Genomic DNA, 11,786 nt, shown 5'->3' with positions numbered 1-11,786 from the left:
GTAAACGTAGGGACAATAGGGCACGTAGACCACGGGAAGACAACATTAACAGCGGCTATAACATACGTTCTATCAAAGAAAGGATTAGCAGAATTTATAGGATACGGAGATATTGACAAAGCACCAGAAGAAAGGGACAGAGGAATTACAATTAACATCACACACGTAGAATATGAGACAGAGAAAAGACACTACGCACACGTAGACTGTCCAGGGCACGCAGACTACATCAAGAACATGATAACCGGTGCTGCGCAAATGGACGGTGCTATTCTCGTTGTATCAGCAGCAGACGGGCCAATGCCACAAACAAGGGAGCACGTTCTTCTTGCAAGACAGGTTAACGTTCCATATATCGTAGTATTCCTCAACAAATGCGATATGGTAGATGACGAAGAGCTTTTAGAGCTTGTAGAACTTGAAGTAAGAGAGCTTTTAAATAAATACGAATTTCCAGGTGACGAGGTTCCAGTAATCAGAGGATCAGCACTTGGGGCATTAAACGACGAGGAGAAATGGGTTAAGTCAGTAGAAGAGCTTTTAAATGCAATGGACGAATACATACCAACACCAGAGAGAGCAACAGACAAACCATTCCTCATGGCAATAGAGGACGTATTTACAATATCCGGAAGGGGAACAGTAGTAACAGGAAGAGTAGAGAGAGGAACACTGAGAGTAGGAGATGAAGTAGAGATAGTAGGGCTGTCAGACGAGATTAAGAAGACAGTAGTAACAGGGATAGAGATGTTCAGAAAGACACTGGATGAAGCAGTAGCAGGTGACAACATAGGTGTGTTACTAAGAGGAATAGGGAAAGACGAAGTAGAGAGAGGACAGGTATTAGCAGCACCAGGGACAATCACACCACACAAGAAATTCAAAGCACAGGTATATATTCTTTCCAAAGAGGAAGGAGGAAGACACACACCATTCTTCCTAGGATACAGACCACAGTTTTACATCAGGACAGCGGACGTAACAGGAACAGTAGTAGAGCTACCAGAAGGACAAGAGATGGTAATGCCAGGTGACAACGTAGAGTTGACAGTGGAATTAATGGAGCCGGTAGCTATAGAGGAGCAAATGAGATTTGCTATCAGAGAAGGTGGTAGAACTGTTGGTGCCGGTGTCGTTACTAAAATAATTGAGTAAGAGGGTAGTGAAAGATGCAGGAAAAGATAAGAATAAAACTTAAAGCTTTTGACCATAAAGCACTTGACCAATCAGTTAAGCAAATTATAGATACAGTTAAAAGAAGTGGTGGGGTTATAAAAGGCCCCATCCCTCTCCCTACACAAAGAAAAATTTGGTGTGTCCACAGGTCACCACACAAATTTGAACAATCAAGAGAACATTTTGAAATGAGAATTCACAAAAGATTAATAGACATTGAGAATGCTACTCCACAAACAATAGAAGCATTAATGGACATCAGCCTGCCTGCAGGTGTTGATGTAGAAATAAAATTAAGCTAAAAAGAAAGGAGTGAGAACAATGCCAAAAGGCATAATCGGTAAAAAAATAGGAATGACCAGAGTTTTTGTGGGAGATAAAGCTGTTCCTGTAACTGTTATACAGGTTGAGCCTAACTATGTAGTAAACATAAGAACACCTGAAAAAGATGGATACTCTGCAGTGGTTTTAGGAGCCGGAGCAAGAAAAGAAAAAAGAACTCCAAAACCACTTAAAGCAATTTTTGAAAAAGCAGGTGTTAAGCCATTAAAAACACTGGCAGAATTTCCTCTTAAAGAAGGGGAGGAAGTCCAGCTTGGACAGGAAATTAAAGTAGAAGAAGTTTTTGAAAAGGGAGACCTTGTTGATGTAACAGGGAAATCCAAAGGTAGAGGATTTGCTTCTGCTATGAAAAGATGGGACTTCTCTGGATTCAAAAAATCCCACGGTTCAAGATATCATAGAGCCATAGGTTCTATTGGTGCTTGTGAAGATCCAGGTAGAGTATGGAAAACAAAAAGAATGCCTGGGCACTATGGAAACGAAACAATAACAGTCCAGGGATTAGAAGTTGTTGATATTATCCCTGAAAAAAATGTAATCCTGGTTAAAGGTTCTGTGCCAGGACATACAAACAGCATTGTAAAACTTAAAGCATCTGTTATAGCTAACAGAAGAAAAGGAAAAAGAAAATTAGAAAGAGCTAAGGCAACTTATGCTTCTTAAAAATCAGAAAGAGGTGGCTTAAATGGAAGCTAATGTAGTAAACATAAAAAAAGAAAATGTAGGAACAATAAATCTGAATGACAACATATTTAATACAGAAGTAAAAGAACATACTATCTGGGAAGTAATTAAATGGCAACTTGCCTCAAGAAGAGCTGGAACTGCTTCTACAAAAACAAGAGCAGAAGTTAGAGGTTCCAGAAGAAAGATACTTCCACAGAAAGGAACAGGTAATGCGAGACATGGAGACAGAAAAGCAAACATATTCGTAGGTGGTGGTGTAGCCCATGGACCACATCCAAGGGACTACTACTATGCACTTCCTAAAAAAGTAAGAAAAAAAGCCCTTAAAGGCGTTCTCTCTATGAAACTTAAAGATGGAGAGCTTACAATCGTTGAAGACTTTACATTTGACGAACCAAAAACAAAAAAAGCGATAGAAGTTCTCAAAAATTTTGGCTTAGATAAATCAAAAGTTTTACTGGTTATTGCTTCTAAAGATATGAATGTAATCAAATCCTTTAGAAACTTACCTAAAGCGAAGGTTCTGCTTGTTGATGGTCTTAATACTTATGACATACTTAATGCAGACCATGTTTTAATTACAAAATCTGCAGCAGAAGAAATTAATGAGAGGTTGGGATAATGAGCACAAGAACCCCGTATGATATACTAATACGCCCTGTTTTGACAGAAAAGGCTGTTAAACAGAATGAAAAGGAAAACAAACTTGTGTTTGAAGTTCCACTGGATGCGAACAAAATTGAAATAAAAAAGGCAGTGGAACAGGTTTTCGGTGTAAAAGTAAAAGAAGTTAGAACAATGATAGTTAAACCAAAACAAAAAAGAGTAGGTTTGTCCAAACCTGGATATACTAAAAAATGGAAAAAAGCTATTGTAAGAATTGAATCTGAAGAACCAATAAACATAGCAGAATTAATATAGAGGTGAAATGAAATGGGTGTTAGAAAATTAAAGCCTGTTACAAATGGAACAAGGCATGCAATCTTATATGATTTTTCAGAAATAACAAAAAAAGAGCCTGAAAAATCTCTGGTAGAGCCTTTAAAAAGTAAGGCTGGAAGAAATAACCAGGGAAGAATAACCGTCAGACATAAAGGTGGCGGACATAAAAGAAAATACAGAATAATAGACTTTAAAAGGGATAAATGGGGTGTACCTGCAAAAGTTGCAGCAATAGAGTATGACCCTAACAGATCAGCAAGAATAGCACTACTTCATTATGCAGATGGAGAAAAAAGATATATTATCTGGCCAGAAGGTCTTAAAGTAGGAGATACAGTTGTTGCAGGACCAGATGCAGAGATAAAAGTAGGAAACGCCCTTCCACTTGAGAATATTCCTGTTGGTACATTTGTCCATAACATTGAACTTACACCAGGCAAAGGTGGACAGCTTGCAAGAGCTGCAGGAATGTCTGCACAAATACTTGGAAGACAGGGAGATTATATACAGCTTAGACTTCCTTCTGGAGAAATTAGACTTGTTCATAAGAAATGTATGGCAACTATCGGGACAGTAGGTCTTGCTGAACATGAGCTTGTTAAACTAGGTAAAGCAGGTAGGGCGAGATGGCTAGGCATTAGACCAACCGTTAGAGGAACAGCTATGAACCCTGTTGACCACCCACACGGTGGTGGTGAAGGTAAAACATTCGGTAAGCATCCTGTTTCTCCATGGGGACAACCTACAAAGGGTTACAAAACCAGACGTGGAGCTAAATATTCTGACAAATTCATTATCAAACGTAGAGGTAAATAACCATGGGATACAAAGGTAAATGGAACGAAAGAAATAAAAATCCATATGTAAATGAGAAAATACTCAAAAAAATAAGAAAAATGAATGAAACCGGTGAAAGAAAAGTTATAAAAGTATGGGATAGAGCCTGCACCATTACAGAAGAAATGGTAGGGCATACAATAGCTGTTTACAACGGAATGAAATTTATCCCTGTATATATCCAGCCGGAAATGGTTGGACATAAACTTGGAGAGTTCTCTTTAACAAGAACATTTAGAGGACACCCTGATAAATCAGCTAAAGCTGTTAAGAAAAAATAAGAGGTGAAAGAAAATGGCAGAAGCTACTAAAAATTTAGAAGCAAGAGCTATTCTGAGATATGCCAGAACATCACCTACAAAAGCGAGACAGGTGATTAATCAGATAAGAGGCAAAGATGTAGGACAGGCACTTGCTCTTCTTCATGGAATGAATAAAAGAGCTGCAAGAATTGTAGAAAAACTTCTGAAAAGTGCAATTGCAAATGCAGAAATGAAAAATATGGACATAGACAACCTTTATATTAAAGAAATTAAAGCTGAAGATGGCCCTATACTCAAAAGATATATGCCAAGAGCATATGGAAGGGCTACTCCAAAGAAAAGAAGATTTTCTCACATCTATATAACATTAGCTGAAAGGCAGTAAGGAGGAATAAAAGTGGGTCAAAAAGTACATCCAATAGGCTTTAGATTAGGGGTAACAAAAGACTGGAAATCAAAATGGTTCGCAGACAAAAAAAGATACAGCCAGATACTCCATGAAGATCTAAAAATTAGACAGTTTATTGAAGAAAAATACAAACAGGCAGGGATTGCTGACGTAATAATAGAAAGACTTGGAGAAAAAATCAGAGTTAAGATTCTCGCTTCCAAACCGGGAATAGTTATAGGAAGAAAGGGTGCAGAAGTTGAGGAATTAAACAAAATTCTTCTTGCCCTTACAGATGCAAAAGAAGTTCTGGTTAATGTTGATGAAGTTAAAAAACCTGAATTAAATGCAAAACTTGTTGCAGAAGATATAGCTCTCCAGCTTGAAAGAAGGGTTTCCCATAGAAGGGCAATGAAGAGAGCTATTGACAATGCAATGAGAGCAGGAGCAAAAGGAATAAAAGTTCAAGTAGGCGGTCGTATCGGTGGAGTTGATCTTGCCAGAAAAGAATGGTTTATGGCAGGAAGAATGCCTCTCCAGACAATAAGAGCTGATATAGACTATGGAACTGCAAGAGCTTCAACAAAATACGGAATTTTAGGAATAAAAGTATGGATTTACAAAGGAGACAAACTCTCTGAACAAAAAGAAGAAGTTCTCAAGAAAATAGAAGAGGAACTCCATACAGTTTAATAAAAATAGGAGGAAAAATAGATGTCTCTCTTACAACCTAAGAAATTAAAATGGAGAAAACAACATAGAGGTAGAATGAAAGGGAAGGCCAGCAGAAGAAATTATGTGGCCTTCGGTGAATATGGACTTCAGGCACTTGAACCATGCTGGATGACATCCAGACAAATAGAAGCTGCCCGTATTGCAATAGTAAGGGAAGCTAAAAAAGGTGCAAAAGTGTGGATTAGAGTATTCCCTCATAAACCTGTTACCAGAAAACCGGCAGAAACAAGAATGGGTAAAGGAAAAGGTGACCTTGACCACTTTGTAGCAGTAGTTAAACCAGGACATATCCTTTTTGAACTTGCAGGTGTTCCTGAAGAGGTTGCCGCCGAGGCATTCAGAAAGGCAGGACATAAACTCCCAATAAAAACAAGACTTGTAAAAGCGAGGTCGTAAGATGAAGGTAGAAGAACTGAGAAAACTTACAGATGATGAACTTAAAGAAAAATTAGTTGAACTTAAGAAAAAATTGATGAATCTTAGATTCCAAAACTCTATAGGTGGACTTGAAAAGCCATCTGAAATTAGAGAAACCAAAAGAACAATTGCAAGAATACTTACTATCCTTAGAGAAAGAGAGCTACAAGCTCAAGGTGGAGGTAAATAATGGCTGTAAAATCAGGAAAAAAGGAATTTGTAGGTAAAGTAGTTTCTAATAAAATGGATAAAACTGTTGTTGTGGCTGTAGAAAGACAGCTTCCACACCCACTCTATGGAAAAAGAATTAAAAAGACATCTAAATTCTATGCCCATGACCCAGAAAACAAATGTCAGATTGGAGATATAGTTAGAATAAGAGAATCCAGACCTATTTCTAAACTCAAAAGATGGGTTGTTGTTGAAATTCTTCCACAGTAGTCTTGATTTTATTTGCTTTAAATATTAAAATATTATTTTGTCTTTCTGCCCTTCAGGGCAGGAAATTTTATTTTACGAATGAGGTGTAGGAAATGATAAGAAGAGGAACTTATCTTAATACAGCGGATAACTCAGGTGCAAAAAAAGTTCAGTGTATAGGAATACCTAAAAAGGTTAACTTTGGTAAACAGACTGATTTTGCTACACTTGGAGATGTTATCACAGTAACCGTTAAGGATGCCCTTCCAAACGGAACAGCTAAAAAAGGAAAAATATACAAAGCCGTTGTGGTTAGAACAGCCAAAGAAGTTGGAAGACCAGATGGCAGCTACATAAAATTTGATGATAATGCAGTTGTTCTTCTTAACAATAACCTTGAACCTCTTGGAACACGTATTTTAGGACCTGTTGCAAGGGAAATAAGAGCCAAAGGATTTTACAGAATAGTTTCTTTAGCACCGGAGGTAATATAAAAGATGGTTAAAACAAAACTAAAAAAAGGTGACACAGTAATAGTAATAGCTGGAAAAGAAAAAGGAAAAACAGGAAAAATTAAACAAATAATAAGAAATTCAGACCCAAATAAAGTCAGAGTGATTATTGAAGGTGTAAATATAGGTAAAAAACACCTTAGACATATTGAAGGTGTTCAAGAAGGTGGAATTGTAGAGATAGAAAGACCAATTCATATATCAAATGTTATGTATTACGATGAAAAATCAGGTCAAAGAGTAAAAATAGGTGTCAGAATAAAAGAAGAAGGAAACAAAATAATAAAAGAAAGATTCAATAAAAAAACCGGTGAAACAATAGATATTATCTGGGAAAAAGAAAAAAAGTAAGAGGTAAAAGATAATGGCAGTTGCAGAAAGATATATACCAAGACTTAGAAAAAAATATGAAGAAGAAGTAGCTCCAAAATTAATGGAAAGATTCGGATACAAATCTCCTATGGAGATTCCAAAAATAAAAAAGATTGTTGTTAATATGGGTGTTGGTGAAGCTGTCCAGGATATTAAGCAACTGGACAGAGCTGTTGAAGACCTTATGGCTATAACAGGCCAGAGACCTGAAATTAGAAGAGCTAAAAAAGCTGAAGCCGGGTTCAAACTCAGAAAAGGTCTTCCTGTAGGTGCCAGAGTTACGCTCAGGAAAGAAAGAATGTGGGACTTCCTTGACAAGCTTATTTCTGTTGCTCTTCCAAGGGTTAGAGACTTTAGAGGACTAAATCCTAACTCGTTTGATGGAAGAGGAAATTATGCTTTCGGAATTTCCGAACAGATTATCTTCCCGGAAATTGATTATGACAAAGTAGATAGAATTAGAGGTATGGATATTATTATTGAGACATCTGCAGAAACAGATGAAGAAGCAAAATACCTTTTAGCATTACTTGGATTACCAATTAGAGGATAACAGGAGGAAACAAAAGTATGGCACGTAAATGCTTAATGGCAAAATCCTTTTTAAAGGAACCTAAATACAAAACAAGAAAACACTCAAGATGTCCTATTTGTGGAAGACCAAGAGGATACTTAAGACAATTTAATATGTGCAGAATATGTTTTAGAGAAAGAGCTCTCAGAGGAGAAATCCCTGGAGTTAAAAAAGCGAGCTGGTAAGGAGGCTAAAAGATGATAGTAGACCCAATTGCTGATATGTTGGCAAGAATTAATAATGCAATTAAAGCAAGAAAAAGTGAAGTTTACATTCCCCATTCAAAAATAAAAGAAAGAATTGCTGAAATCCTTAAAAGAGAAGGTTATATAGAAGATTACACAATCTCTGAAGAAAATAAAAAAGGAAATCAGGGAACCCTGATAATCAAATTAAAATATCTTGGACCAAGAAATACAAAACCTGTTATCCAGGGACTCAGAAGGGTTTCTAAACCTGGTTTAAGAAAATATGTTGATGTAAAAAACATCCCTTATGTAAGAAAAGGACTTGGAATTGCAATTCTTTCAACAAACAAAGGAATAATTACAGACGCTGAAGCAAGAAAAGAAAGAGTTGGCGGAGAAGTTCTCTGTTATATCTGGTAATAAAAAAGGAGGCATTATAAATGTCAAGAATTGGGAAAAAACCAATAGATATCCCTCAAGGAGTTGAAGTAAAAGTAAGTGAAAATAATCATGTTGTTGTAAAAGGACCAAAAGGACAACTTGAAGGGGATTTTAACCCTAATCTTACAATTAAAGTTGAAGATAACCAAATCAAAATAGAAAGGCCAAATGATAGTGCATTTATGAGAGCAATCCACGGAACAACAAGGGCTCTTATCGCTAATATGGTTAAAGGAGTTACAGAAGGTTTTACAGTGGAACTGGAAATAGTTGGTATTGGATACAGAGCTGCGATGAAAGGAAAAACCCTTGAGCTCCAGCTAGGATACTCTCACCCTATTATTTATGAACCACCTGAAGGAATACAGATTGCAGTTGAAGGAAATATAATCAAAGTTTCCGGTATAGATAAACAGAAAGTCGGGCAGGTTGCTGCTGAAATTAGAGAATTTAGGAAACCTGACCCATACAAAGGAAAAGGTATCAGATATAAAGGAGAAGTTCTTAAACTTAAACCTGGTAAATCTGTAGGTAAAAAATAAATCTCTTTGAGAGGAGAATATAATGGCAGTAAAAACAAGAAGACAAAAAAGAATAATAAGACATAAAAGAATCAGAAAAAAAGTTTTCGGAACAGCTGAAAGACCAAGAATGGCATTTTTCAAAAGCTTAAATAACCTGTATGTTCAAATAATTGATGATGAAGCTGGAAAAACACTTGTAAGCGCCTCTACTATTGATAAAGATTTTGTTGAAAAATATGGGGTTAGGGGCGGTAAAAATATAGAGATGGCCAAAAAACTTGGCGAATTTATAGCAGAAAAAGCCCTTGCTAAAGGAATTGAAAATGTTGTTTTTGACAGAGGTGGTTTTATTTACCACGGTAAAGTTAAAGCATTTGCTGAAGCAGCAAGAGAAAAAGGATTAAAATTCTAAGGAGAGAAACAGATGGGAGCAAAAAGCATAGAAAGACTTATTGAGGAAAGACAAAAAATCCAACCTATAAATCCTGCAGAACTTCAGCTTGAAGAAAAAGTTGTCGAGATTAGAAGAACTACAAGGGTTGTTGAAGGTGGTAGAAGATTTTCTTTCTCCACACTGGCAGTAGTAGGAGACAGAAATGGTCATGTTGGTTTCGGACATGGAAAAGCAAATGAAGTTCCACCTTCAATAGCAAAAGCAATAGCCGATGCTAAAAAACATTTAATAAAAGTTCCTCTTATAGAAGGGACACTTCCCCACGATGTAATTGGAGAATATGAATCTGCAGTTGTGCTCCTCAAACCTGCCAGAAGAGGTACCGGTGTTGTGGCAGGTGGACCGGTAAGACCTGTTCTTGAACTTCTTGGGGTTACAGATATTCTTACAAAAATCATAAGCAGAACAACAAACCCAAATAACATAGTAAGAGCTGTTTTTGATGCACTTCTTAAGGTTCAATCCCCTGAAGATGTTGCAAAAGTAAGGGGAGTTGATGAAGAAAAAATAAGAAAAAATTACAAAATCTATGCTTCTTCTCCAATAGTTAAGTAGGAGGGAAATAAATGAAAATAAAAGTAAAACTCGTTAGAGGACTGGCAGGTAAAAGAAAAGACCAGATACAGGCTGTAAAATCCCTTGGATTAAAAAAGATTAATGATGAAAGAGTTTTAGAAAAAAACCCAATGGTTCTGGGTAATATAAGAAAAGCACATCACCTTATTCAAGTGGAGGAAGTAGAATAATGGGTATAAAACTACATGAGCTCAGACCCGCAGAAGGAGCTACCCACAGAAAAAAAAGAGTGGGTAGAGGTATAGGTTCAGGACATGGAAAAACTTCAACAAGAGGACATAAAGGGCAAAAATCAAGAAGAGGATACGGAGACCTTCCTGCATTCTTCGAAGGTGGTCAAACACCATTTATTATGAGAATTCCAAAAAGGGGATTCAGAAATCCAAATAAAAAAGAGTATGAAATCGTAAATCTAAAAACTTTAGAAGAAAGGTTTGAAGCAAACGAAGAAGTTACACCGGAAATCCTTAAAAACAAAAGAATAATCCACTGCACAGAAGCAGTAAAAATCCTCGGTGACGGGGAACTTACAAAGCCACTCAAAGTAAAAGCACACAAATTCTCAAAATCTGCTGAGGAAAAAATTAAAGCTGCAGGTGGGAGCTGCGAAGTAATAGAATAATTTTTGTTAGAGAGGGCTATTATTGATTAATCAAATAAAGAATATTCTGGAGATACAGGATTTAAGGAAAAGAATCCTGTATACACTCATAATGCTTGCAGTATACAGGCTGGGAACACATATACCTGTTCCCGGCATTGATACTGCCAATATAGCCCAGTATTTTAATGCAGCTGGGGGAGCTTTATTTAATATCTATAATCTTTTTTCCGGTGGTGCACTGGGAAGATTATCTGTATTTGCCTTGGGAATTATGCCTTATATCTCAGCTGCTATTATTATGCAGCTGCTTACAGCTGTAATTCCGACTCTGGAACGTTACCAAAAAGAAGAAGGCGATTACGGTAGGTGGAAAATTACCCAGTATACAAGGTATCTGACTATTGCTATCGCTGGATTACAATCCTTTGTCCTTGCCACATGGATTAGTAATATCACCACAGAAACAGGTCAACACCTGATATCTGTTTCCCCTGTTTTATTTATTTTTATGACGACTATAATTATCACCACAGGTGTTGTATTTTTAATGTGGATAGGTGAAAGAATTACAGAGTTTGGTATAGGAAATGGAATTTCCATAATTATCCTTGCAAGTATTGCTGCCAGAATTCCAGGAGCAATATACACAACATATACTCAGTTAAGAACAGGGGAACTCAGCGTCTTGAACGGAGGGCTTGCTATAGCAATAATTATTATTGTTGTTGCAGGTATTATATATATTCAAGAGGCAGAAAGAAGAATTCCGATTAATTATGCAAGAAGAAATATTGGTTCACTTGGAGAAACGGCAACATATATTCCATTTAAACTTAACCCTGCAGGTGTTATTCCTATTATATTTGCTGTTGCACTTTTAATGTTCCCTGCGACTATTGCAAGAATGTTTGTAGAACAAAGTCATATAGCAAGGGTTATATCAGATATTCTTTCTCCTCAAAGCTACATTTACTTTTTAATATATGTTGCTTTAATTATCTTCTTTTCATATTTCTACACAGCAATACTGGTAAATCCTACAGAAATTGCAGACAACCTAAGAAAAAGTGGAGCATTTATACCTGGAGTAAGAGCAGGTTCCCAGACAGCTGAATATTTAAATTATGTTTTGACAAGAATAGTTTTTGTAGGTTCAATTTTTCTTGCAGCAATAGCTGTTCTCCCAATGATTCTTATAAAAATGCTTCATGTTCCGTTTTACTTTGGTGGAACATCGGCACTAATCGTAGTTGTAGTTGCCTTAGATACACTTCATCAGATTGAAGCACATCTTGCTATGAAAAGATACGAAGGATTTCTTAAAAGGAGTTAGA

General features: G+C 36.6%; 23 protein-coding genes. All 23 read left to right on the top strand.

The features are described from left to right. Nucleotides 1–1,155, top strand: a 1,155-nt coding sequence (gene tuf, locus MVE07_RS05345; RefSeq protein ID WP_297455047.1) for an elongation factor Tu, incomplete at its 5' end; no start/stop codon positions are given. Between the two features lie 14 nt (nucleotides 1,156–1,169). Further along, a complete protein-coding gene (gene rpsJ / locus MVE07_RS05340) occupies nucleotides 1,170–1,478 on the top strand; it encodes a 30S ribosomal protein S10 (RefSeq protein ID WP_029520187.1) in 309 nt (102 codons plus the stop codon). Nucleotides 1,479–1,497: 19 nt separating this feature from the next. Then, entirely contained in the window at nucleotides 1,498–2,181 is a 684-nt protein-coding gene (gene rplC / locus MVE07_RS05335) for a 50S ribosomal protein L3 (protein WP_297455043.1), read from the top strand. A gap of 22 nt (nucleotides 2,182–2,203) precedes the next feature. Then, nucleotides 2,204–2,827 (top strand): 50S ribosomal protein L4, encoded by a 624-nt coding sequence (gene rplD, locus MVE07_RS05330; RefSeq protein ID WP_297455040.1) that lies wholly within the window; start codon nucleotides 2,204–2,206, stop codon nucleotides 2,825–2,827. Next, nucleotides 2,827–3,126 (top strand): 50S ribosomal protein L23, encoded by a 300-nt coding sequence (gene rplW, locus MVE07_RS05325; RefSeq protein WP_297455037.1) that lies wholly within the window; start codon nucleotides 2,827–2,829, stop codon nucleotides 3,124–3,126. The genes rplD and rplW overlap by 1 nt, the downstream gene beginning before the upstream one ends. A gap of 12 nt (nucleotides 3,127–3,138) precedes the next feature. Then, complete coding sequence (rplB, locus tag MVE07_RS05320; RefSeq protein ID WP_029520183.1) at nucleotides 3,139–3,963, top strand: 50S ribosomal protein L2; 825 nt, start codon at nucleotides 3,139–3,141, stop codon at nucleotides 3,961–3,963. Between the two features lie 2 nt (nucleotides 3,964–3,965). Beyond that, nucleotides 3,966–4,265 carry a 30S ribosomal protein S19 gene (gene rpsS, locus MVE07_RS05315; protein WP_008288157.1) on the top strand — a complete coding sequence of 100 codons (300 nt, stop codon included), beginning with the start codon at nucleotides 3,966–3,968 and terminating at the stop codon, nucleotides 4,263–4,265. 13 nt (nucleotides 4,266–4,278) lie between these two features. Further along, nucleotides 4,279–4,632, top strand: coding sequence for a 50S ribosomal protein L22 (rplV, locus tag MVE07_RS05310; RefSeq protein ID WP_297455027.1), 354 nt, complete (start codon nucleotides 4,279–4,281; stop codon nucleotides 4,630–4,632). Between the two features lie 12 nt (nucleotides 4,633–4,644). Then, nucleotides 4,645–5,328 carry a 30S ribosomal protein S3 gene (gene rpsC / locus MVE07_RS05305; RefSeq protein WP_029520181.1) on the top strand — a complete coding sequence of 228 codons (684 nt, stop codon included), beginning with the start codon at nucleotides 4,645–4,647 and terminating at the stop codon, nucleotides 5,326–5,328. A gap of 21 nt (nucleotides 5,329–5,349) precedes the next feature. Further along, nucleotides 5,350–5,766 (top strand): 50S ribosomal protein L16, encoded by a 417-nt coding sequence (rplP, locus tag MVE07_RS05300; protein WP_029520180.1) that lies wholly within the window; start codon nucleotides 5,350–5,352, stop codon nucleotides 5,764–5,766. 1 nt (nucleotide 5,767) lies between these two features. Next, nucleotides 5,768–5,977 (top strand): 50S ribosomal protein L29, encoded by a 210-nt coding sequence (gene rpmC / locus MVE07_RS05295; RefSeq protein WP_297455022.1) that lies wholly within the window; start codon nucleotides 5,768–5,770, stop codon nucleotides 5,975–5,977. Continuing rightward, a complete protein-coding gene (rpsQ, locus tag MVE07_RS05290) occupies nucleotides 5,977–6,228 on the top strand; it encodes a 30S ribosomal protein S17 (protein WP_297455019.1) in 252 nt (83 codons plus the stop codon). The genes rpmC and rpsQ overlap by 1 nt, the downstream gene beginning before the upstream one ends. A gap of 92 nt (nucleotides 6,229–6,320) precedes the next feature. After that, nucleotides 6,321–6,701: a 50S ribosomal protein L14 gene (rplN, locus tag MVE07_RS05285; RefSeq protein ID WP_297455017.1), complete on the top strand. Its 381-nt coding sequence runs from the start codon at nucleotides 6,321–6,323 to the stop codon at nucleotides 6,699–6,701. A gap of 3 nt (nucleotides 6,702–6,704) precedes the next feature. Further along, the gene (rplX, locus tag MVE07_RS05280) at nucleotides 6,705–7,070 is read left to right on the top strand and encodes a 50S ribosomal protein L24 (protein ID WP_297455014.1); all 366 of its coding nucleotides are present in this window, start codon (nucleotides 6,705–6,707) and stop codon (nucleotides 7,068–7,070) included. A gap of 13 nt (nucleotides 7,071–7,083) precedes the next feature. Beyond that, complete coding sequence (rplE, locus tag MVE07_RS05275) at nucleotides 7,084–7,644, top strand: 50S ribosomal protein L5 (RefSeq protein WP_297455011.1); 561 nt, start codon at nucleotides 7,084–7,086, stop codon at nucleotides 7,642–7,644. A gap of 17 nt (nucleotides 7,645–7,661) precedes the next feature. Continuing rightward, on the top strand, nucleotides 7,662–7,850 hold the full coding sequence (locus MVE07_RS05270; protein ID WP_297455008.1) for a type Z 30S ribosomal protein S14: 189 nt from the start codon (nucleotides 7,662–7,664) through the stop codon (nucleotides 7,848–7,850). Between the two features lie 12 nt (nucleotides 7,851–7,862). Further along, nucleotides 7,863–8,273, top strand: coding sequence for a 30S ribosomal protein S8 (gene rpsH, locus MVE07_RS05265; RefSeq protein WP_029520173.1), 411 nt, complete (start codon nucleotides 7,863–7,865; stop codon nucleotides 8,271–8,273). A 20-nt stretch (nucleotides 8,274–8,293) separates the two neighbouring features. Continuing rightward, nucleotides 8,294–8,836 carry a 50S ribosomal protein L6 gene (gene rplF / locus MVE07_RS05260; RefSeq protein ID WP_297455004.1) on the top strand — a complete coding sequence of 181 codons (543 nt, stop codon included), beginning with the start codon at nucleotides 8,294–8,296 and terminating at the stop codon, nucleotides 8,834–8,836. Nucleotides 8,837–8,858: 22 nt separating this feature from the next. Continuing rightward, complete coding sequence (gene rplR, locus MVE07_RS05255) at nucleotides 8,859–9,230, top strand: 50S ribosomal protein L18 (RefSeq protein ID WP_297455001.1); 372 nt, start codon at nucleotides 8,859–8,861, stop codon at nucleotides 9,228–9,230. 12 nt (nucleotides 9,231–9,242) lie between these two features. Further along, nucleotides 9,243–9,827 (top strand): 30S ribosomal protein S5, encoded by a 585-nt coding sequence (gene rpsE, locus MVE07_RS05250; RefSeq protein WP_297454998.1) that lies wholly within the window; start codon nucleotides 9,243–9,245, stop codon nucleotides 9,825–9,827. Nucleotides 9,828–9,838: 11 nt separating this feature from the next. Then, nucleotides 9,839–10,018, top strand: coding sequence for a 50S ribosomal protein L30 (rpmD, locus tag MVE07_RS05245; RefSeq protein ID WP_297454995.1), 180 nt, complete (start codon nucleotides 9,839–9,841; stop codon nucleotides 10,016–10,018). A 5-nt stretch (nucleotides 10,019–10,023) separates the two neighbouring features. Continuing rightward, complete coding sequence (gene rplO, locus MVE07_RS05240; protein WP_297455053.1) at nucleotides 10,024–10,470, top strand: 50S ribosomal protein L15; 447 nt, start codon at nucleotides 10,024–10,026, stop codon at nucleotides 10,468–10,470. Between the two features lie 22 nt (nucleotides 10,471–10,492). After that, nucleotides 10,493–11,785, top strand: coding sequence for a preprotein translocase subunit SecY (gene secY, locus MVE07_RS05235; protein ID WP_297454992.1), 1,293 nt, complete (start codon nucleotides 10,493–10,495; stop codon nucleotides 11,783–11,785). Nucleotide 11,786: the final 1 nt, after the last annotated feature.

This window comes from Persephonella sp., assembly GCF_027023985.1.
GTDB lineage: Bacteria > Aquificota > Aquificia > Aquificales > Hydrogenothermaceae > Persephonella_A.
Note: the sequence above shows the minus strand (reverse complement) of the source record. Positions and strands in the feature narration are given on the sequence as shown.